Origin of the sequence: Sphaerotilus sp., from assembly GCF_034519685.1 — a bacterium.
Classification (GTDB): Bacteria; Pseudomonadota; Gammaproteobacteria; order Burkholderiales; family Burkholderiaceae_C; genus Sphaerotilus.
In genome coordinates this window covers 39,940-59,560 of sequence record NZ_JAXHOF010000003.1, presented here as the reverse complement: position 1 = coordinate 59,560, position 19,621 = coordinate 39,940, and the positions used below count along the sequence as shown (strand labels likewise).

The window sequence follows — 19,621 nt, the reverse complement described above, 5'->3', positions numbered from 1 at the left end:
CTCACTCCAGCGTCGGGTTGCGGGCCAGCGACATCGGGTTGAACCACGACTCGGGCACGACCTTCTTCGCCCGCGCCGTGTAGCGCACCCGCGTCTCGCGGTGGTGGCTGAGCCTGTCCTGCAGCACCATCTCGTCGATCTGCGTCGGCCGCTCCGCCGAGTCGGGCAGGAAGCGGGCCTGCTTGGCGAGCTTGTCGGACTGCAGGTAGAGGTCGGCCTTCAGCGGCTGGTGGCGGTCGCGGCCGAGCCACAGCTCGATGCGCTGGTAGCTCACGCCGGGGCGCTGCGCCGCCAGGCTCAGGTGCCAGCACGGCGTGGTGTCGCAGCGCTCCTCGCCGACGAGGGTTGCGCGGTAGTCCTCGCTCCAGCGCAGCGTGGCGATGTCGCCGGTGGAGGCGTCGCCGAGCAGCTTCTGGCTCGGCGTGATGCGCATCGGGCGCTGCGTGCCGGGCATCAGCAGCCAGAAATCGTCGCCGACCATCAGGACTTTCTGCCCCTGCTCGGCCGGCGAGCGCATCAGCACCAGCGAGCGCCGGCCGGTGCTGGTGTGGACGGTGTAGAGGCGCTCCTTGTCGGGCGTGCCGTCGGACTTGAAGGTGTTGACGCGGGTCTCGACGACGAGTTGCTCGTCGCTGACGCGGAAGCGGTCGGCGTCGGCGAGCAGGCGGGTGACGTCCGGCTCGGCGGCGTGCGCGGGGAGCAGGGCGGACAGCAGCAGCGCGGCGAACAGGGCGCGGGGCGTGTGGGGCAAGGTCATGGCGCGATTCCTCGGGTTCGTTTCATGGGCATGTCAGACATGGGCCAGCGCCTCGACCACCGGCCGCCGCACCGTCCTGCGCGCCACCAGCGCCGAGGCCAGCATGACCAGCGCGAGCATCCCGAGCAGCGTCGCGGCGCACAGGCCCGCGTGCAGGTCGATCACCAGCGGATAGCCGACCGTGCGGCCCGGCGGCGGCGGCATCTGCACTGGGAACAGCAGCAGCCCGACCGACACCACCACCGCGATCAGCGCCCCGAGCAGCCCGCCCGTGCCGCCCAGCACCAGCCCCTCCAGCGCCAGGCTGCGCACGAGCTGGCCGGGCAGCGTGCCCAGCGCCCGCAGCGTGCCGATCTCGCGGGTGCGCTCGATGACCGCCATCGCCATCGCGTTGGTGACGACGAAGACCACGATCACGCCGAGGATCAGCCCGAGCGCGCCGAAGATGCGGTTGTAGAGCGCGCGCACGCTGCGGTAGAACGGCGCCTGCTCTTCCCAGGTTCGTACCGTGAGCGTGCCCAGCGCCGCCTGCAGCCGGTCGCGGGCCGGCAGCGTCGCGTCCATCCGGTCCAGGAACACGCCCAGGCTCGACACCTTGTCGGTCACCAGCAGCGACTGCGCCGTCGCAACGTCGGTGTAGACCAGCCGCTGGTCGATCTCGGCGATGCCGGTGGTGACCACGCCGGCGACCAGCACGTCGCGGGCGTTCAGCGCACCCGCCGTCGTGCTGACCAGCAGCGTGAGCGAACTGCCCGCGTCCGCCTTGAGGCTGCGCGCCAGGCCGGCGCCGAGCATCACGGTGTCGCGCTCCTGACCGGCGAGCACCCGGCCGGACTTGACCGTGAGGAACGGCCCCTTCACCGCGAACTCGGCGTCCGGCGCGATGCCGACCGCGGTCATCACGGTGGACTTGTCGCCGTTGCTGATGAGCCCGCTGAACTCGACCCGTGGCAGCACCTGGCGCACCTGCGGATCGGCCAGCAACTGGCGGGTGAGGGCGTCGGCGCCGCTCAGGCCGTGCTGCAGCGGCACGTCCTCGTCGCCGTCGAACTGCGCGGGCTGCGCGATGACCAGGTGGCCGGTGGTTCGGGCGGCGGCTTCGGCCAGGCCGCGGTAGGTGGACTGTGCGAAGCCGCTGGCGATGAGGATGGCGGCGGTGCCGAGCGCGGCGATGGTGACGGTGACGAGCGAGCGGCGGCGGTTGCGCAGCGTGTTCAGCCACGCGAAGCGCAGCCACGGCAGCCAGGACATCCAAGACAACAGGGGCAGGGCGTTCATGACTGGATCACTCCGTCGAGCAGGGCGACCACGCGGTCGCAGCGCCGGGTCAGGCGGCTGTCGTGCGTGGCGATGAGGAAGGACGCGCCCTCGCGGTGGCCGAGGTCGCGCATCAGGTCGAGCATCTGCTCGGCGGTGTGCGAGTCGAGGCTGGCGGTCGGCTCGTCGGCGATGACCAGCGCCGGCCGCTTGACCAGCGCGCGGGCGATGGCCACGCGCTGGCGCTGGCCGCCGGAGAGGGCGTCGGGGCGGTGCCGCGCGTGGTCGGCCAGCCCGACGGCGTCCAGCATGGCGGCCACCCGCGTGCGGCGCTCGGCGGCGGGCAGGCCGGCGAGGAACAGCGGGTAGTCCACGTTCTCGGCCACGGACATCACAGGCACAAGGTTGAAGCCCTGGAACACGAAGCCGATCGTGTCGCGGCGCAGCAGCGTGGCGGCGTGTTCGGCGCGGGCGTCGACCGGGGTGCCGCGCAGCCGGATGTCGCCTGCGTCCGGCGCGTCGATCAGGCCGGCGAGGTTCAGGATCGTGCTCTTGCCGCTGCCGGACGGGCCGGTCAGCGCGACCATCTCGCCCGCCGACACACGCAGATCGACGCCCTGCAGCGCCGGCACGGTGTGCGTGCCGAGCCGGTAGGTCTTGCGCACGCCACGCAGTTCGATCACGGCGGCGGCGCTCATGACGCGGCCTTGGCGGCGATCTGGCGGGCGCTGTCCTGGAACGGGGCCGGGGTGGCGCGGAAGGCGGGGTGCTGCATCACCTCGTCGAGCAGTCGCCGGCCGCGCTCGCCCCGGTTGAACATCGCGGGCAGCGCGAGGAAGGTGCCGGCGGCGGTGAGCTTCGTCTCCAGCGCGACCGGCACACCGCGCGCCGACACGGCGTCATGCGCTGGCGTGAGCAGCGCGAGCGCCTTGTCGATCATCGCCAGCCCATCCTCGGCGTGGCCGAGCTTCTTCCACGGCAGCCAGGTGGTGCGGGCCTGCATCGAGGTGGCCGCCCCGGCGTAGGCCAGCGTCAGCGGGTCGCCCGGCCGGGCGGCGCTCAGGGCCGTGAAGTCGCGCAGCGCAGGGGCGATGGCGGCGGTGTCGCCGTGGCTGGCGCGCTGGAAGGTGGCGACGGCGGTGGTGAGGTCGGGGTGTGCGACGGGCATTTGCGCCGACCCGATCGGCGGCAGGGCCAGCGCGATCAGCAGGGCGAGCTTGCCCGCGATGAGCAGGGGGATGGGGGAGCGGTGTTGCATGGCGGCGGTCTCCAGATGCGCGATGTCGTCATCGTGGAGCGCGCCGCGCGCCGGGTCAGCCGGTTTGCGACGAATGGCGGGTGGGTGACGCGAACGGGGCGCTCGGCGGCGTGAACCGCGCGTCCCGGTGCGGCCTCACGCCATCTTCACCGCCGTCCCGCTGACGGCGACCATCATCATCCCGTTGGTCTCGCCCAGCACCTCGTAGTCGAAGTCGATGCCGACGATGCCGTCGGCGCCGAGTTCCTTGGCGGCTTCCATCATGTCGGCGACGGCGGCGTCGCGTGCGCCGGCCAGCGCGCGTTCGTAGCCGCCGGCGCGCCCGCCGACCACGTCGCGCACCGACGAGAACATGTCGCGGAAGATGTTGGCGCCGATGATGGCTTCGCCGTTGACGATGCCGAGGAAGCGCTCCACGCGGGCGCCTCCGCCGTCACCGGTCGGCACGACCGTGGCGAGGAAAAAACCGTCGTTCTTCTTCGAGAACCAGCCCATGGTGCAGTGCTCCTTGTCGGGTGAGTGGGGGAAAACGCAGTCCGCACCATACCCCGACGGCCGCCGCGCGGCTACTGTTCGGCAGCGGCCTTCAGGTTGGCCAGCCCGGTCTCGAAATCCGGGCCGACCATCCTGTCCATGCTGACGAAGAGGCTCATCACCTTCGAGAGGAAGGGCATCGGTCCGGACATGGTCCAGGTCACGGCGGTGGCGCCGGCCTCGGGCACGAGCGTGAAGCTGGCGATGTTGCGGGCCTCGAACGGCGCCAGCAGATCGAGCTGGATGTCCACGCTCGACACGGGCCGCGCAGAGCGTATTTCCATGCGCCCACTGCCGACGTGCTGGTTGCCCTCCCAGGCATAGACCGCGCCCTGGCCGCTGAGCGCGCCGCTGAAATGGCGCTTCATCGCGGGATCCTGCCTGTCCCAGGGTGACCAGGCATTCCACCGGCGAAAGTCGGCGAGCAAGGGGTAGATCTTCTCCGGTGGGGCCTGGACGGTGGTCGAGCGCTCGATGCTGAAACTGTCCGGGCGGGTGCTGGCGTAGCCCAGCAGGCCAAGGAGCGCCGCGGCGATCCCCATCAGCAAGGTCTTCATCATGGCGCTCTCCGGCATGCAGACGCGGCGTCGTGCCGCGTGTGCATTCTGGCGCCACACCCTGTGATGGCGTGTGCAGAGAAACCCTTCGGTACCGCGTCCGACCCGGGCTGGAGTTCAGCGGCGACGGCTGGTGCTGCCACCGCCGAGCAAAGAGCCCAGCACGCCGCGCACGAGTTCGCGTCCGACCGACGAGCCGACCTGTCGCACCGCCGTCTTGGCCATCGTCTGCACCAGCCCGTCGCGCTTGGCGCCCCGCGGCCCTGTCGTGCCGAACAGCAGCCCGCCCAGCGCGCCCGAAAGCATGCCGCCGAGCCCTTCGCCGCCGGCCTCTGCGGTCGCCGCGCGCGCACCGTCGGCCATCGACTGCCCCGCCTGGCTGCGCAGAGTGTCGCCCGCGTCGGCCGAGGTGGCCGCGCGTCCCTTGAGCTTCTCGTAGGCGGATTCGCGGTCCACGGTCTTTTCGTAGACACCGGCCACCAGCGAGGTCTCGCGCAGTTGCTGGCGCTGGGCGGCGCTGATCGGGCCGATCTGGCTGCCCGGCGGCAGCACGTAGACCCGCTCGGTCACACTCGGGCGGCCCTTGGCGTCGAGCAGGCTGATGAGCGCCTCCCCGACGCCCAGCTCGGTGATCGCCGCGGCGATGTCCACCTTCGGGTTCGGGCGCATCGTGTCGGCGGCCGACTTGACGGCCTTCTGGTCGCGCGGGGTGAAGGCGCGCAGGGCGTGCTGCACGCGGTTGCCGAGCTGGCCGAGCACGGTCTCGGGGATGTCGAGCGGGTTCTGCGTCACGAAATACACACCCACGCCCTTGGAGCGCACGAGCCGCACCACCAGCTCGATCCGCTCGGTCAGCGCCGCTGGCGCGTCCTTGAACAACAGGTGCGCCTCGTCGAAGAAGAAGACCAGCTTGGGCTTTTCCAGATCGCCCACCTCAGGCAGCGTCTCGAACAGCTCCGACAGCATCCACAGCAGGAAGGTCGCGTACAGGCGCGGCGCGTTCATCAGCTTGTCGGCGGCGAGGATGTTGATGACACCCTGGCCGTCCGCCGTCTGCATGAAGTCGTCGATCGACAGCATCGGCTCGCCGAAGAACTGGTCGCCGCCCTGGCCTTCGATCTGCATCAGCCCGCGCTGGATCGCGCCGACCGAGGCCGCGCTGATGTTGCCGTATTCGGTCTGGAACTGGCTGCTGTTGTCGCCGACGTACTGCAGCATCGCGCGCAGATCCTTCAGGTCCAGCAGCAGCAAGCCGTTGTCGTCAGCGATCTTGAAGACGATCTGCAGCACGCCCTGCTGCGTGTCGTTCAGGTTCAGCATGCGCGACAGCAGCAGCGGGCCCATGTCCGAGATGGTGGCGCGCACCGGGTGGCCCTGTTCGCCGAACACGTCCCACAGCGTGGTCGGGCAGGCGCTCCATGCGGGCTCGTCCAGACCGCGCTCCTTCAGGATCTGCGCCAGCTTGCCGCCGAGCTGGCCGGGCTGGCTGATGCCGGTCAGGTCGCCCTTGATGTCGGCCAGGAACACCGGCACGCCGATGCGCGAGAAGCTCTCGGCGAGCTTCTGCAGCGTGATGGTCTTGCCGGTGCCGGTCGCGCCGGTGATGAGGCCGTGGCGGTTTGCCAGTGCCGGCAGCAGGTGACATTCGATGTCGCCGTGGCGGGCGAGCAGGATCGGCTCAGTCATATTTGGTTCTCCGGGGCGGGCACGCGGCGCGGCAAAAGTAAAATGGCAGTCTAACGAACTCAGCGCATGCAAGCGCACTCAGGAGCATTCATGGCCGGTCATTCCAAGTGGGCCAACATCCAGCATCGCAAAGGCCGCCAGGACGAGAAGCGCGGCAAGATCTGGACCCGCATCATCCGTGAGATCACGGTCGCTGCGCGGCAGGGCGGCTCCGACATCGGCACCAACCCGCGCCTGCGCCTGGCCATCGAGAAGGCCAAGGCGGCCAACATGCCGGCGGACCGCATCAAGTACAACGTCGACAAGGCCTCCGGCAACCTCGAAGGGGTCAATTACGAGGAAATCCGCTACGAGGGCTACGGCATCGGTGGTGCGGCCATCATCATCGACACGATGACCGACAACCGGGTGCGCACGGTGGCCGAAGTGCGCCACGCCTTCAGCAAGTACGGCGGCAACCTGGGCACCGACGGCTCGGTGTCCTTCCAGTTCAAGCACTGCGGCCAGCTGGTGTTCGCCCCGGGCACGGACGAGGACAAGGTGATGGAAGTCGCCCTGGACGCCGGCGCCGAGGACGTGGTCACCGACGAGGACGGCGCCATCGAGGTGCTGACCGCGCCGCCGGAGTTCGAAGCGGTCAAGGCGGCGCTGGAGGCTGCCGGGTTCGTGGCCGAGATCGCGGGCGTCACGATGCGGGCAGAGAACAACATCCCGCTGGCCGGCGACGAGGCGCTGCGCATGCAGAAGCTGCTCGACGTGATCGAAGACCTCGACGATGTGCAGGACGTGTTCCACAACGCCGAATTCGCCGAGTGAGCCAGGCGATCCGAGCGTGCCGAGCGGCAAGGTAGGATTCCGAGGCGGGGACCAGGCGCACTGCGCGCCCGGGTTCAGGTTCCAGACAAGACGATGAAGAAAGTCCTATGAAAGTTCTCGTGATTGGCGGCGGTGGCCGTGAACATGCACTGGCCTGGAAGCTGGCCCAATCCACGCGCGTGCACAAGGTGTTCGTGGCGCCGGGCAATGGCGGCACCGCGCTGGATCCGCGCATGACGAACGTGCCGATCTCCGACGTGGCCGCGCTGGCGGATTTTGCGCAGACCGAGAAGATCGGCATGACGGTCGTCGGCCCCGAGGTGTCGCTGGCGGCCGGTGTGGTGGACGAGTTCCGCGCCCGCGGCCTGCGCATCTTCGGCCCGACCCAGGCGGCCGCGCAGCTCGAAAGCTCCAAGGCGTTTGCCAAGGACTTCATGAAGCGCCACAAGATCCCGACCGCGGCCTACGAGACCTTCAGCGATGCGGCGCAGGCCCATGCCTATGTCGACCGCATGGGTGCGCCCATCGTCATCAAGGCCGACGGGCTGGCCGCCGGCAAGGGCGTGGTCGTGGCCATGTCGCTGGACGAGGCGCACCAGGCGGTGGACTGGATGCTGCTCGACAACAAGCTCGGCGTGCAGCACAACGCCGACGGCGCCCGCGTCGTGATCGAGGAGTTCCTCGTCGGCGAGGAGGCCAGCTTCATCGTGATGGTGGACGGCCGCAACATCCTGGCGCTGGCCACCAGCCAGGACCACAAACGCCTGCTGGACGCGGACCTGGGCCCGAACACGGGCGGCATGGGCGCCTACTCGCCCGCGCCGGTGGTCACGCCGAACATCCACGCCAAGGTGATCCAGGACATCATCCGCCCGACGGTGGATGGCATGCGCCGCGACGGCATCCCCTTCACGGGTTTCCTCTACGCCGGCCTGATGATCGACGCCAAGGGCGGCGTGAAGACGCTGGAGTTCAACACCCGCATGGGCGACCCGGAAACCCAGCCGATCATGATGCGGCTGAAGAGCGACTTCCTGCAGGTGCTGCAGCACGCCACCGACGGCACGCTCGACCAGGTCACGCTCGACTGGGACCGCCGCGTGGCGCTGGGCGTCGTGATGGCATCGGCTGGCTATCCGCTGGAGCCGAAGAAGGGCGACGTGATCCGTGGCCTGCCCGCCGAAACCGAGGACTGCAAGGTGTTCCACGCTGGCACCGCCACCGGCCCGAACGGCGGGGTGGTGACCAGCGGCGGGCGGGTGCTGTGCGTGACCGCGCTGGGCGACTCGGTGCGCAATGCCCAGCAACGGGCCTATGACGCGGCGCAGCCCATCCAGTACGCCGGCATGCAGTACCGGCACGACATCGGCTACCGCGCCATCAAGCGCACGTCGCAGGGGTGAGCCGCATGGAACTGAGCAACGCCGAGGTGCGCGCCTACCTGCTGGGCCTGCAGCAGTCGATCTGCGACGCGGTGGGCATCGAGGACGGCCAGACGTTCCTGACCGACGCCTGGGAGCGCCCGCCCGGCGGCAAGCTCGAAGGCGCGGGCATCACCCGGCTGATCGAGAACGGCGGCCTGCTGGAGCGCGGCGGCTGCGCGTTCTCGCAGGTGCGCGGCACGGCGCTGCCGCCCTCGGCGACGCAGCACCGGCCGGAACTCGCCGGCGCGCCGTTCGAGGCGATGGGCGTGTCGCTGGTCTTCCACCCGCGCAACCCCTACGTGCCGACCGTGCACATGAACGTGCGCATGCTGTCGGCCACGCCCACCGAAGGCCCGCTTGCTGGCCAGACCGTGCGCTGGTTCGGCGGCGGCATGGACCTGACGCCGTACTACGGGTTCGAGGAAGACGCGGTGCATTTCCACCAAGCGTGCCGCGACGCGCTGGCGCCGCACGACCCGGCGCTCTACCCGCGCTTCAAGGCGTGGTGCGACGAGTACTTCTTCCTGAAGCACCGCAACGAGCCGCGCGGCATCGGCGGCATCTTCTTCGACGACTTCTCGGCGCTGGGTGCGCAGGGCAGCTTCGCGATGCTGAAGGACGTGGGCGATGCGCTGCTGAAGGGCTGGCTGCCGATCGCGCAGCGCCGCCGCGACACGCCGTATGGCGAGCGCGAGCGCGATTTCCAGGCCTACCGGCGTGGCCGCTATGTCGAGTTCAACCTCGTCTGGGACCGCGGCACGCTGTTCGGGCTGCAGTCGGGCGGGCGCACCGAGTCGATCCTGATGTCGATGCCGCCGCAGGTGACGTGGCGCTACCAGTGGGCGCCGGAGCCGTGCACACCCGAGGCACGGCTCTACAGCGATTTCCTGCGCCCGCGCGACTGGCTGGCGCTGACCGACACCGGTACCGATGGCCGCTGAACCCCGGCGCATCGGGCTCTACGGCGGCAGCTTCGACCCGGTCCACCAGGCACACCGCGTGCTGGCCGACACGGCCCTGGCCCAGCTCGCGCTGCACGAGTTGCGCTGGATTCCCGTGGGTCAGCCGTGGCAGAAAACCCGCCGTCTGGCCCCCGCCGAACACCGCGCCGAGATGGTCCGGCTCGCAATCGGCGACAATCCCGCTTTCGTGCTCGAAACCTGCGAGGTCGAACGGCCCGGTCCGAGCTACACGCTGGACACCGTGAAGGCCTTGCAGCAGCGCCAGAGTGGCCCGGCGCACTGGTTCCTGGTCATCGGTCAGGACCAGCTGGCCGGGTTCTGTACCTGGCACGGCTGGCCCGAGCTGCTGCAGCGGGTCACGCTGGCGGTGGCGGGTCGGGCGGGCGTGCCGGTACAGGCGCCCGCCGAACTGCTGGCCACCGGGCACCGCATCAAGGCACTCGACATGCCGGCGATGGCGGTGTCCTCGACCGAACTGAGACAGCGGCTGGCTGCAGGCGAGCCGGCCGTTTCCCTGGCGCCCCGGATGGTGGCGCCGGCCGTGGCGCGCTATATTGACCGCCACGGGCTGTACCGAACCGCCCCCTGAATTTTCAATCCTGAATCCCCTGGAACAAGAACGGCGCTGAATGGACATCCGCAAGCTGCAACGCACCATCGTCGATGGTCTCGAAGATGTGAAGGCCCAAGACATCGTGGTCTTCAACACCGAACACCTCTCGGCGATGTTCGAGCGCGTCGTCATCGCCTCCGGCACGAGCAACCGCCAGACCAAGTCGCTGGCGGCCAGCGTGCGCGAGAAGGTCAAGTCGCTCGGCGGCGACATCCTGAGCGTCGAGGGCGAGGACAACGGGGAATGGATCATCGTGGACTGCGGCGCGGCCGTGGTGCATGTGATGCAACCCGCCATCCGCCAGTACTACCACCTCGAAGAGATCTGGGGCGGCAAGCCGGTGCGCCTGAAGCTCGGCAATGCCACGCAGGGGCTGGTGAAGGCCTCGCGTGACGACGAGGACGGCGAAGACGACACGCCCGCCGCGCCCGCGCGCAAGGCCGCGCCCCGCAAGCGCGCCTCGTCGGCATCCGAAGCCGCCGCCGCGGTGAAGAAGCCAGCCGCGAAGAAGGCCCCGGCGCGCAAGGCAGCGGCCACGACCACGGCGACGGCAGCCAAGAAGGCGCCCACCCGCAAGACCGCCGGCGCCACGCCGAAGGTCAAGACCATCGTGATCAACGCCCCCGAGCGCAAGGCCCCGGCCCGCAAGAAGGCCGCCGCGCCCAAGCGCAGCGCCTGAGCTTGAAGCTGCACCTCGTCGCGGTCGGCCAGAAGATGCCGGAGTGGGCGGAGACCGCCTACGCGGACTACGCCAAGCGTTTCCCACCGGACTGCCGGCTTGAACTCAAGGCCGTCAAGACCGAGCCCCGCACCAGCGGCAAGCCGGTCGAGGCGCTGATGGCCGCCGAGCGTGCGCGCATCGAGGCGGCGCTGCCCAAGGGCGTGCGCCGTGTCGTGCTCGACGAGCGCGGCACGCGGGTCACCACCGTGGCGCTGGCCGAGCGGCTCAAGGCGTGGCAGCACGATGGCCGCGACGTGGCGCTGGTCATCGGCGGCCCCGACGGACTCGACCCCGAACTGCGCGCCAGCGCGGACGAGCTGCTGCGCCTGTCCGACCTGACGCTGCCGCACGCCTTCGTGCGCGTGATGCTGGCCGAGGCGCTGTACCGGGCCTGGTCGGTCACGGTCGGACACCCTTACCACCGCGAATGACCACCTCCTGTTTTCCCTGGCTCTACCTCGCCTCGCAAAGCCCGCGCCGCCGCCAGTTGCTCGATCAGATCGGCGTGCGGCATGAATTGCTGCTGCCCGGCCCGGACGAGGACGCCGAGGCGCTCGAAACCGTGCGCCCGAACGAGGCGCCGCGCGCCTATGTGCAGCGCGTGACGCTGGCCAAGCTGGACGCCGCGCGGGCCCGTCTGCAGCGCGCCGGCCTGCCCGACGCGCCGATCCTTTGCGCTGACACGACCGTGGCGCTCGGCCGGCGCATCCTGGGCAAGCCGGCGGACGCGGCCGAGGCCCGCGAGATGCTCGGCGCGCTGGCCGGTCAGGAGCACCGTGTCCTCACCGCCGTGGCGCTGGCCGATGGCGAGCGCGTGCGGCAAGGCCTGAGCGTCTCGCGTGTGCGCTTCGCTCCGGTGGACGCCGCCCGCATCGCCGCCTATGTCGCCAGCGGCGAGCCGATGGGCAAGGCCGGGGCTTATGCCATCCAGAGTGGCGCGGCCACCTGGGTCGAGCGGATCAGCGGCAGTTATTCGGGCATCATGGGACTGCCCCTGTTCGAGACAGCTTGTCTGCTGCGGGATGCGGGCTGGTCCCTCTGAACCCACAAGAAAAGCTGAAACGTCCCATCCCATGCAAGACATCTTGGTGAACTGGTCGCCGCAGGAGACGCGCGTGGCCATCGTCGAACACGGCGCGGTGCAGGAGCTGCACGTCGAGCGCACGCTGGAGCGCGGCCTCGTCGGCAACATCTACGCCGGCAAGGTCGCCCGCGTGCTGCCTGGCATGCAGAGTGCCTTCATCGACATCGGGCTGGAGCGCGCGGCGTTCCTGCATGTCGCCGATGTGCAGGTCGCCGGCCAGACCGGGCGCGGCCACCATGCCGAAAACGGCCCGATGCCGCCGATCGAGAAACTGGTCTACGAAGGCCAGACGCTGGTCGTGCAGGTCATCAAGGATCCCATCGGCACCAAGGGTGCACGGCTGTCGACGCAGGTCAGCGTCGCGGGCCGGCTGCTGGTCCACCTGCCGCAGGACGACCACATCGGCATCTCGCAGAAGATCGGCTCCCACGAGCTGCGCGAGCAGCTGCGCCAGCGCATGGGCGCGCTGGTGGGCAACCGGGAAACCGGCGGCGGCGGGGGCTTCATCCTGCGCACCAATGCCGAGGATGCCACCGATGACGAACTGGCCGAGGACATCGCCTACCTGCGCAAGACCTGGGTCACGATCCGTGCGCTGGCGCTGAAGTCGCCGCCGGGCTCGCTGCTGCACGAGGATCTGAACCTGGTCCAGCGCGTGCTGCGCGACCTGGTGGACGAGCGCACGGCCACGATCCGCATCGACTCGCGCATGCAGTTCGACGCGCTGCGGGCCTTCGGCCAGCAGTTCACGCCGACGTCGGTGAACCGGCTGCAGCACTACAAGGGCGAGCGGCCCATCTTCGACCTGTTCGGCATCGACCAGGAGATCGAGAAGGCGCTGGCGCGGCGGGTCGACCTGAAATCCGGCGGCTACCTCGTCATCGACCAGACCGAGGCACTCACCACCATCGACGTCAACACGGGTGGCTACGTCGGCGCGCGCAACTTCGACGACACGATCTTCAAGACCAATCTGGAGGCGGCGCAGGCCATCGCGCGCCAGCTGCGGCTGCGCAACCTGGGCGGGATCATCATCCTCGACTTCATCGACATGACCCGTGTCGACCACCAGGAGCAGGTGCTGATGGAGCTGCGCAAGCAGCTCGCCCGCGACCGCACCAAGATCACGATCAGCGGCTTCACCCAGCTCGGTCTGATCGAGATGACCCGCAAGCGCACCCGCGAGTCGCTGGCGCACATGCTCTGCCAGCCGTGCCCGACCTGCGGCGGACGTGGGCAGGTGAAGACACCGCGCTCGGTCTGCTACGACATCCTGCGGGAGATCCTGCGCGAGGCGCGGCAGTTCAATCCCAAGGAATTCCGCGTCATCGCGGCGCCCTCGGTGATCGAGATGCTGCTCGACGAGGAAAGTCCCCACCTGGCCGGACTGAGCGACTTCATCGGCAAGCCGATCTCGCTGCAGGCGGAAGCCGCGGTGAATCCGGAGCAGTACGACATCGTCTTGATGTGACATTCCACGGGGTCTCACCCCGTGTCAGTTGCCACGCGTAAACGCCTGTCGCACAAGGGATTTTCGGTAGGAGAGCTGTCTTCTGGTGTCGTGGAGTGCCACCCGGTCGCAACAAGATTGGGTGACCAGATGGGTGACCAGCCGGGCGACTCGCCCGCTGCCCCTCCGGCACCGGGAGATCCGAAATGGCTAGCAAAGGTGGGCTGCTTTCTGACCTGCAGCTCAAACAATGGATCAAGGCGGGCAAGCCGCTGTCGATGACCGACGGCGGCGGGCTGATCTTCACGCTGTCGGCGGCGGGCAATGCGGCGTGGGTACTGCGGTATCGACACGGTACGCGGCGCCCAGAGTTGACCTTGGGTCCGTATCCGGCCATCGGCCTGTCCGAAGCCCGGACGATGGCGCTGGTCAAGCGGGCGGAAATTGCGCAAGGCAAGAACCCGATCGCTGAGCGGCTCAAGGCGAAGGCCGCGCTCGCGAAGGATTGGACGGTCCGTCAGTTGATCAAGGACTACCGCGAGAAGGTACTCGTCACGCTGGCCAAGAGCACGAGGGTCTGCTACTCGCGACACCTCAAGCGGATCGAAAACAGGTTCGGTTCGCTCGGCGTGCGCGAGGTTGAATCCAGTGACATCGTGGCCCTAATCGAGGACTGCAAGCTCACATGGGGCGAGTCGAGCCTCCTGCACATCACGGCCAAGTGCCTGTTCACCCACGCCTGCGGCAAGCGGCTGATCAACGCGAACCCATGCGTGGGGATTTTGATAAGTGCGTTGCTGGGGCCAAGACCGCCGGTCCGCAAGCGTCTGATGCTGACCCGCGAGGAACTGCACCTGCTGCTGAACGCACCGATGCGCCGGCCGAACGCACTGGCGATTCGCATTCTGCTGAGCACGGGCGTGCGCGGGTCTGAGCTCTTCACGGCCAGGTGGAAAGACGTGCGTCTCGACGAGGCCTTTTGGCATATCCCCGCAAGCAAGACAGGGCCCGCGATGGACGTGCCGCTCGCTGCAGTGCTCATCGATTGGTTCAAGGAGCTCCGAACCTACGTCTCTCGGTCGGACTACGTCTTGCCGGCAAGGGCACGCAGCCGCGCCGAGCGAAACGGAGGTGACACCCATCTGAGCAAGGACACCGTGCGCGAGGCAATCGACTACTGGATCGCGCACTACCAGCCGAAGGTGCGCCGCTTCACGCCGCATGATCTGCGCAGCACGATGAAGTCACACATGCGCGCGCTCGGCGTGCCGCGCGACATCTCGGAGATGTGCTTGAACCACAAGCTCACAGGCGTGGAGGGGATCTACGACCGGCACACCTACTACTCTGAACGCTGCGAGGCCCTCCTGACCTGGGTCCAGTTCCTGATGGACTGCGAGGCCGGCGACAAGACTGTCGCAGCCAAGGAGCCGGTTGCGAGACACGTGGTCGGAGGGATGACTGCTCGTATAGATGAGTGATTAGATATTGACGAACAATTCATACAAGGACCTCCGTTCTGCCGAAAAATCTAATCGGCTTGCTTGCGATTGATTAGAAAAAGTGATATTTTTCTAGCATGACAGGAAATCCAAGGCACTCCTTGCTCAAGAAGCTCCAGTCCGACCTGCCGCGCGGCGCGCCGTTTGATCTGGGCGCACTGGATCGCCTGGGGATCTCATCGAAGCTGGCCGCCCACTATGCCGACAGCGGCTGGTTGATACGGCTGGCGCAAGGTGTGTATGCCTTCCCAGGAGACGAGTTGAAGGCGCACGGTGCCATCAAGCTCCTGCAAGGCCGCGTGGCAGGCCTGCACGTCGGCGGCAAGAGTGCATTGGCCCTGCAGGGTGTACGGCACAACCTGGCTACGCGCGAGCAGTGGGTGTTGTGGGGCGAGGTACGCTTTGACGTGCCGGCATGGTTCACCACGCGTTTTCCGGCCCGCTACGTGTCGGCTCGACTGTTCGACTGGTCTGACGACGCCTTGGCCACGAAGAGCCTGACGGTCCCGCCGGGACTGCCGGATGGCCTGCAGGTCTCCGTGCCGGAACGCGCGGTCCTTGAAATGCTGTACGAGGTGGGTACGCATCAAAGCCTGGAGGAGGCACGCAACCTGTTTGATGGCCTGCGCAACCTGCGCAAGGACGTGCTCGGACAACTACTGACCCGCTGCACAAGCGTGAAGACCGTGCGCCTGTTCTTGACCTGGGCGCGCGAGACCAGCTTGGTGGACGTGGACGAATTTCGCCAACGCTACTCGCTCCCCGTTGGCAGCGACAAGCGCTGGATGACGCGTCTCAAAGACGGCACCCTGCTGACGCTGAAGCCCCATGGATAAGGTTTACGCCGACACCGTTCGCCTGCTGTTGCAGGTGGCGCCAGACGTGTTCGCCAACGACGTCTTTGCGATGAAGGGCGGGACGGCCATCAATCTCTTCGTGCGTGACATGCCGCGCCTGTCGGTGGACATCGACGTGGTCTACATGCCATGGCAGACGCCGCGCGAGCAGGCCCTGGCAGGTATCGCCAATGAACTGGATGCCGTTGCGGTACGTCTTGGCAAGCTTGGTCTGAGCGCCCGCAAGGTGAGCACCAAAGACCTTGGCGACACGAAGCTGCTGATCGAGAACGCCCAGTGCCAGGTCAAAGTCGAAGTCAACGCCGTATTTCGTGGCACGGTGCTGCCCACCGAACGACGCGCGCTGACCTCGAGGACCGCCGAAACGTTCAGCGCAGAAATGGAACTGCCCGTGCTGGCCGCGGCCGAACTCTACGGCAGCAAACTGGTGGCGGCGATGGACCGCCAGCATCCGCGTGATCTGTTCGATGTCTGGCAGATGTTCCATAGCGATGGGCTCTCTGATGCCGTGCTCGAATGCTTCGTGACCTATCTGGCCGGGCACAACCGTCCGACCCATGAGGTGCTGTTCGGTAGCGAGAAGGACATCACCGGCGAATATCAGAACAACTTCGTGGGCATGACGACCGAGCCTGTCAGCCTTGACACCTTGCTGTCGACGCGTGCGCGCCTGCGCACGGAGTTGCAGCAACGACTGACCAACGACCACCGCAAATTTCTGAGTGGACTCGCGCGAGCGCACCCCGATTGGGCCCTGCTGAAATGTGCCCATGCAGCAGAGTTGCCGGCCTTGCGCTGGAAGCTGGCCAACCTGCACACTTTTCAGAAGCGTCGGCCTGATGACTTCGAACGCCAGGCCCGCGCCTTGGACGACAGGTTGTGATCGCGCCAACGGGGGACCAGATTCCATCAAAACCAGCCGGAACCAGGGTGCCTTCGCCGTGGAGTTGCCGTGTCATGCACGCAGTGACACATTGAGCCTTGCAAGTGATGGATAGGCCTGTAGGCTGTCGGGAGGGGACCCGCGAATGCGAAAGCTCATCTTCATCTCTTTCATCGTGGTCGGCGCGGCCGTCGGGCTGTTCACTGCCCTGCATGACAACTGGGGCGTCAAGGCAGTGATGATGACGATCGGCTCTGTCGTCGGCACAGTGCTGGGTGGAGCGTTGACCAGCACGGGTAGACGATCTCGCTCGCCGCAGACGTTTGAGTCTGACGATGCGTATGGGCAGGGCACGACTGCGAAGGATCGAGATCGCAACTACTGGCGCGACAAGGGCCATCCGCCGTTCATGAAGCCACCGAATGCGGAACCTGATCACCACATGTTCGATCCGGATCGGCAGGACTGATCAGGGTTTCTTCTTGAACAGATCCTTGACGGCCTCCTTGGCCACGTCGATTGACGCGCCAGCATCGCTCCCGACCTGCTTGGCAGTCTGCTTCAGCAGCGATTTCTTCGATGCGAGAGTTCCGTCAGAAGTTGGGACGACGTCGGCTTTGGAATCAAAGCTCTCCCGGGACACTTCGGCTTGATGGCGTATTTCGGCGGCCTTGGTTTGGACCTCGTTGCGCAGCGGCGAGGCCGATGAAGGTTTCTCGGCGATCGGTGCCGTGTTGCCGAAGCGGGCAACTTGGCGTCGATGCTCGCGACCAGTCCCGTCGAGATCGGGATTGAAGGCTGGCTCACGGGCCTCGGCCGTATGTTGACGACGCAAGCTTTCAAACGAGCTTGGCAAGGCCGACCCGTTCGAGAAGACGCGGGTGGGTCGCAATCCCTGGCGAGCGATTTCGGCGTCGAACATGGCGGCCGCAGCTGCGCTGTTGCCGCCGTACCGCTCGGCGTAGCGCATGAACATCTCCAGGTTGTGCGGATCCTGGGCGATGTCAATCGACAAGACTTCACCGTGTTCGCGAGCCGACGACAAACGCTCGGCAAGCGCGGTGCGCTCCGCGAAGCTGGCGTCCGCTCGTTCGGAACGAGAGGCGGTTGTCGCGAGCCGTGAAGCCAGCTCCCGAGCTTCGCGTGAATCGTTGCCGACAGCGTTGCTGAAAGTAGCGTCCCGCGACACGCGGTCACCGAACTGCTTGAATTCCGCGATCTGATCGCTGGTCATCGAACCCAAGACTTTGCGCTCCTCAGCAGACAAGCCCGACTGGTAGCTCTTCCCCGAATCTGCCTTCACGGAAGCACCGGCTGACAGTGGGCCGATGGACGGCGCGCCCAGGCCAAGATGTGCGGCTGCCCCAAAGGCGATGCTGGCGACTTGAGACTGTGAGAGCCCGGTGCTGTCGGACACTCCGCGCGTGATCTGGTCCAGCCTGTTCATCGTCTCGCCGAGTTGTTCGAAGCTGCTGGAAGTTGACCCGGACGAACTTCGCACTGAGCGCATCTTGGCGACCCCGCGATTGAAGGCCTCGGTGAGCACGGCAGAACGCTGCTGGCCTGCTGACACCGCCTCGCTGCGCGCACTATCGGCCTGCCGACTCGCTTCCGTCACATCCTGCTCGCTCACCCGCATCGACACCACCCGCGACGCGAACCCCTGATTCCGCAACAAGCTGACCGCCGTGCGCCCCGTCAGTGCGTTCGACGAAAACGTGTTCCCGCTCAGATCGTTCTGCATGCTCCTCATGAACGCTGACGTCCGATTCGGCGCCAACTGCATCTGGTCCATCGCGACGTTGCCCAGGCTCACGTTGCCGGTCGCGGCCGAACCCGTGCTGCCCGACAGCGTGCCCTGCAATCCCGACAGCCCGCCCACCAGTGCCGTGCCGAAGTTCTCCATCCGCTTTAGTGCCGCCCAGGCGATGAACGGAATGCTGATGGCCAGGTAGCCCACGATGGCCTCGCCCGAGATCGCGTCGGAGTAGATCGTCGACGCGGTCTGAAGCGACAAGGCCTTGGTCCCGGTGCCCAGGTCGGCCGCGGCGGCCAGGTCGTAGGCGGCGTAGATCGAAGCCATGTAGTTCAGTACCGCATACAGCGGCGGCCACAGTTGAATCCAGATCAGAATGGCCGCGTAGCCTTTGAAGGCGATCATCGTTTCGCGTCCGCTGGTCAGCAAGAGCAGCAGCACCAGCAGCGGGAAGAGGGCATACGTCAACGCTTCGATGACGTTGCGGAACACGGGCAGTGCCTGCTCCGCAACCTTGCCGTAGTTGAGCCATGCCGCGTTCTGCTGAGCCACCGCCTGCGCTCGACCAACGGCCAGCACCATCGCCGCTGGATCGTTGACCTTCTGGCCGATGATCGTGCTGGTGTCGTTGATCGCGTTGAGCACCGCGTTCTGTCGGATCAGATCGGCAGCGGTGGCAGAAGCATCGGCGATACTGTTCTTGAAGTAAGCCTGCTGGATCTGGGTCGCGATCACGCCAGCCGCCACCGCGCCCGGCAACGTCGGGTTCAACTGGAACGCGAGTTGTCCCTGGATTCGCGTGATCTGAGCCGGCAACCGGCCGTTCAGGCTGGTGTAGATGTTCGGGCAAGTGTCCACATCTACGCCACCGGCGTTGGTGACCGTGCTGAACCGCGCCGGGTTCGGCGTCGCCATGAGGGGCCAGACATCGCCAGAACTGGAAAAGACTGACGGACTGATCGTGCCGTCGATCAGGTCGTACATCGTGCAGTTGTTGATGAAGTTGATCAGGTCGGTGCGGAAGTTCGGGTCCTGGAACACCACCTTGCCGGTCTCGCGAATCAGGCGGTTGCCGAACATCAGGCCGTTCTTCTCGTAGGTCAGCTCGCTGGGCAATCCGCCAACACCTGGGATGACCTGGAACGCGGTCTCGAAGAGGCCCGTGAGCGTGTGGCCGATGGTGCTGGTCACGCTGCCGAGCATCGCCACGCCGAAGGGCACGTTGCTCACCACCTTGACCGGAGCGCCGCCCGTCTTGTCGACGATGCCGACGGTGACCTTGGGAACGATCAGCACCGAGAAGACCAGCAACACGGTGGCGAGCCACTTCCATCCTTGCAACTTCTCAGGCGCGAAGGCATAGGCGATCAGGGCCGCGACGAAGCCGCAGAACGCCACCGCCGCCACGGCGGCCAGGTAGTCGCTTGACGCGTTGATGGCCGCGGCCGCATTGAAGATTCCGAACAGGCTGTCCGCGTTCTGGTAAGCGTAGATCTCCCACATG

Annotated in this window: 20 protein-coding genes; 12 read left to right on the top strand and 8 right to left on the bottom strand. The window is 67.1% G+C overall.

The window, feature by feature from the left end; genetic code table 11:
- Window position 1: 1 nt before the first annotated feature.
- The 7 genes from U5O44_RS03945 to U5O44_RS03915 all read right to left on the bottom strand — a co-directional run bounded on the left by U5O44_RS03945 (window position 2) and on the right by U5O44_RS03915 (window position 6,049).
- On the bottom strand, window positions 2–757 hold the full coding sequence (locus tag U5O44_RS03945) for an outer membrane lipoprotein-sorting protein (RefSeq protein WP_322587169.1): 756 nt from the start codon (window positions 755–757) through the stop codon (window positions 2–4).
- Window positions 758–790: 33 nt separating this feature from the next.
- On the bottom strand, window positions 791–2,035 hold the full coding sequence (locus U5O44_RS03940; protein ID WP_322587168.1) for an ABC transporter permease: 1,245 nt from the start codon (window positions 2,033–2,035) through the stop codon (window positions 791–793).
- Window positions 2,032–2,712, bottom strand: coding sequence for an ABC transporter ATP-binding protein (locus U5O44_RS03935; RefSeq protein ID WP_322587167.1), 681 nt, complete (start codon window positions 2,710–2,712; stop codon window positions 2,032–2,034). The genes U5O44_RS03940 and U5O44_RS03935 overlap by 4 nt, the downstream gene beginning before the upstream one ends.
- Window positions 2,709–3,272, bottom strand: coding sequence for a hypothetical protein (locus U5O44_RS03930; RefSeq protein ID WP_322587166.1), 564 nt, complete (start codon window positions 3,270–3,272; stop codon window positions 2,709–2,711). The genes U5O44_RS03935 and U5O44_RS03930 overlap by 4 nt, the downstream gene beginning before the upstream one ends.
- Window positions 3,273–3,407: 135 nt before the next feature.
- Window positions 3,408–3,767: a heavy metal-binding domain-containing protein gene (locus tag U5O44_RS03925; RefSeq protein WP_322587165.1), complete on the bottom strand. Its 360-nt coding sequence runs from the start codon at window positions 3,765–3,767 to the stop codon at window positions 3,408–3,410.
- 71 nt (window positions 3,768–3,838) lie between these two features.
- Window positions 3,839–4,366, bottom strand: a complete 528-nt coding sequence (locus tag U5O44_RS03920) for an SRPBCC family protein (protein ID WP_322587164.1) — start codon at window positions 4,364–4,366, stop codon at window positions 3,839–3,841.
- A gap of 114 nt (window positions 4,367–4,480) precedes the next feature.
- On the bottom strand, window positions 4,481–6,049 hold the full coding sequence (locus U5O44_RS03915; protein ID WP_322587163.1) for a helicase HerA-like domain-containing protein: 1,569 nt from the start codon (window positions 6,047–6,049) through the stop codon (window positions 4,481–4,483).
- A gap of 90 nt (window positions 6,050–6,139) precedes the next feature.
- Between U5O44_RS03915 and U5O44_RS03910 the strand changes: the two genes are divergently transcribed.
- From U5O44_RS03910 to U5O44_RS03855, 12 genes are all read left to right on the top strand, one after another.
- Window positions 6,140–6,865, top strand: coding sequence for a YebC/PmpR family DNA-binding transcriptional regulator (locus U5O44_RS03910; protein WP_322587162.1), 726 nt, complete (start codon window positions 6,140–6,142; stop codon window positions 6,863–6,865).
- A gap of 107 nt (window positions 6,866–6,972) precedes the next feature.
- Window positions 6,973–8,268, top strand: a complete 1,296-nt coding sequence (gene purD / locus U5O44_RS03905) for a phosphoribosylamine--glycine ligase (protein ID WP_322587161.1) — start codon at window positions 6,973–6,975, stop codon at window positions 8,266–8,268.
- 5 nt (window positions 8,269–8,273) lie between these two features.
- Entirely contained in the window at window positions 8,274–9,230 is a 957-nt protein-coding gene (hemF, locus tag U5O44_RS03900) for an oxygen-dependent coproporphyrinogen oxidase (RefSeq protein WP_322587160.1), read from the top strand.
- Window positions 9,220–9,840 carry a nicotinate-nucleotide adenylyltransferase gene (gene nadD, locus U5O44_RS03895; RefSeq protein WP_322587159.1) on the top strand — a complete coding sequence of 207 codons (621 nt, stop codon included), beginning with the start codon at window positions 9,220–9,222 and terminating at the stop codon, window positions 9,838–9,840. The genes hemF and nadD overlap by 11 nt, the downstream gene beginning before the upstream one ends.
- Window positions 9,841–9,880: 40 nt before the next feature.
- Complete coding sequence (rsfS, locus tag U5O44_RS03890) at window positions 9,881–10,543, top strand: ribosome silencing factor (protein WP_322587158.1); 663 nt, start codon at window positions 9,881–9,883, stop codon at window positions 10,541–10,543.
- A gap of 2 nt (window positions 10,544–10,545) precedes the next feature.
- Window positions 10,546–11,016: a 23S rRNA (pseudouridine(1915)-N(3))-methyltransferase RlmH gene (gene rlmH, locus U5O44_RS03885; RefSeq protein ID WP_322587157.1), complete on the top strand. Its 471-nt coding sequence runs from the start codon at window positions 10,546–10,548 to the stop codon at window positions 11,014–11,016.
- Entirely contained in the window at window positions 11,013–11,627 is a 615-nt protein-coding gene (locus U5O44_RS03880; protein WP_322587156.1) for a Maf family protein, read from the top strand. The genes rlmH and U5O44_RS03880 overlap by 4 nt, the downstream gene beginning before the upstream one ends.
- A gap of 31 nt (window positions 11,628–11,658) precedes the next feature.
- Entirely contained in the window at window positions 11,659–13,140 is a 1,482-nt protein-coding gene (gene rng, locus U5O44_RS03875; protein WP_322587155.1) for a ribonuclease G, read from the top strand.
- A 185-nt stretch (window positions 13,141–13,325) separates the two neighbouring features.
- Window positions 13,326–14,600 (top strand): tyrosine-type recombinase/integrase, encoded by a 1,275-nt coding sequence (locus tag U5O44_RS03870; protein WP_322587154.1) that lies wholly within the window; start codon window positions 13,326–13,328, stop codon window positions 14,598–14,600.
- A 98-nt stretch (window positions 14,601–14,698) separates the two neighbouring features.
- A complete protein-coding gene (locus tag U5O44_RS03865) occupies window positions 14,699–15,457 on the top strand; it encodes a type IV toxin-antitoxin system AbiEi family antitoxin domain-containing protein (protein ID WP_322587153.1) in 759 nt (252 codons plus the stop codon).
- The gene (locus tag U5O44_RS03860; protein ID WP_322587152.1) at window positions 15,450–16,361 is read left to right on the top strand and encodes a nucleotidyl transferase AbiEii/AbiGii toxin family protein; all 912 of its coding nucleotides are present in this window, start codon (window positions 15,450–15,452) and stop codon (window positions 16,359–16,361) included. Before U5O44_RS03865 ends, U5O44_RS03860 begins: the two co-directional genes overlap by 8 nt.
- A 145-nt stretch (window positions 16,362–16,506) precedes the next feature.
- Window positions 16,507–16,830: a hypothetical protein gene (locus U5O44_RS03855; RefSeq protein WP_322587151.1), complete on the top strand. Its 324-nt coding sequence runs from the start codon at window positions 16,507–16,509 to the stop codon at window positions 16,828–16,830.
- Here the strand turns inward: U5O44_RS03855 and U5O44_RS03850 are convergent, their stop codons facing one another.
- The gene (locus U5O44_RS03850; RefSeq protein ID WP_322587150.1) at window positions 16,831–19,620 is read right to left on the bottom strand and encodes a conjugal transfer protein TraG N-terminal domain-containing protein; all 2,790 of its coding nucleotides are present in this window, start codon (window positions 19,618–19,620) and stop codon (window positions 16,831–16,833) included. It lies immediately after the preceding gene.
- Between the last annotated feature and the right edge of the window lies 1 nt (window position 19,621).

Coding starts and splice junctions, on each gene's coding strand:
- U5O44_RS03945 (WP_322587169.1), bottom strand. CDS start 757: ATGACCTTGCCCCACACGCCCCGCGCCCTGTTCGCCGCGCTGCTGCTG.
- U5O44_RS03940 (WP_322587168.1), bottom strand. CDS start 2,035: ATGAACGCCCTGCCCCTGTTGTCTTGGATGTCCTGGCTGCCGTGGCTG.
- U5O44_RS03935 (WP_322587167.1), bottom strand. CDS start 2,712: ATGAGCGCCGCCGCCGTGATCGAACTGCGTGGCGTGCGCAAGACCTAC.
- U5O44_RS03930 (WP_322587166.1), bottom strand. CDS start 3,272: ATGCAACACCGCTCCCCCATCCCCCTGCTCATCGCGGGCAAGCTCGCC.
- U5O44_RS03925 (WP_322587165.1), bottom strand. CDS start 3,767: ATGGGCTGGTTCTCGAAGAAGAACGACGGTTTTTTCCTCGCCACGGTC.
- U5O44_RS03920 (WP_322587164.1), bottom strand. CDS start 4,366: ATGATGAAGACCTTGCTGATGGGGATCGCCGCGGCGCTCCTTGGCCTG.
- U5O44_RS03915 (WP_322587163.1), bottom strand. CDS start 6,049: ATGACTGAGCCGATCCTGCTCGCCCGCCACGGCGACATCGAATGTCAC.
- U5O44_RS03910 (WP_322587162.1), top strand. CDS start 6,140: ATGGCCGGTCATTCCAAGTGGGCCAACATCCAGCATCGCAAAGGCCGC.
- purD (WP_322587161.1), top strand. CDS start 6,973: ATGAAAGTTCTCGTGATTGGCGGCGGTGGCCGTGAACATGCACTGGCC.
- hemF (WP_322587160.1), top strand. CDS start 8,274: ATGGAACTGAGCAACGCCGAGGTGCGCGCCTACCTGCTGGGCCTGCAG.
- nadD (WP_322587159.1), top strand. CDS start 9,220: ATGGCCGCTGAACCCCGGCGCATCGGGCTCTACGGCGGCAGCTTCGAC.
- rsfS (WP_322587158.1), top strand. CDS start 9,881: ATGGACATCCGCAAGCTGCAACGCACCATCGTCGATGGTCTCGAAGAT.
- U5O44_RS03880 (WP_322587156.1), top strand. CDS start 11,013: ATGACCACCTCCTGTTTTCCCTGGCTCTACCTCGCCTCGCAAAGCCCG.
- rng (WP_322587155.1), top strand. CDS start 11,659: ATGCAAGACATCTTGGTGAACTGGTCGCCGCAGGAGACGCGCGTGGCC.
- U5O44_RS03870 (WP_322587154.1), top strand. CDS start 13,326: ATGGCTAGCAAAGGTGGGCTGCTTTCTGACCTGCAGCTCAAACAATGG.
- U5O44_RS03865 (WP_322587153.1), top strand. CDS start 14,699: ATGACAGGAAATCCAAGGCACTCCTTGCTCAAGAAGCTCCAGTCCGAC.
- U5O44_RS03860 (WP_322587152.1), top strand. CDS start 15,450: ATGGATAAGGTTTACGCCGACACCGTTCGCCTGCTGTTGCAGGTGGCG.
- U5O44_RS03855 (WP_322587151.1), top strand. CDS start 16,507: ATGCGAAAGCTCATCTTCATCTCTTTCATCGTGGTCGGCGCGGCCGTC.
- U5O44_RS03850 (WP_322587150.1), bottom strand. CDS start 19,620: ATGTGGGAGATCTACGCTTACCAGAACGCGGACAGCCTGTTCGGAATC.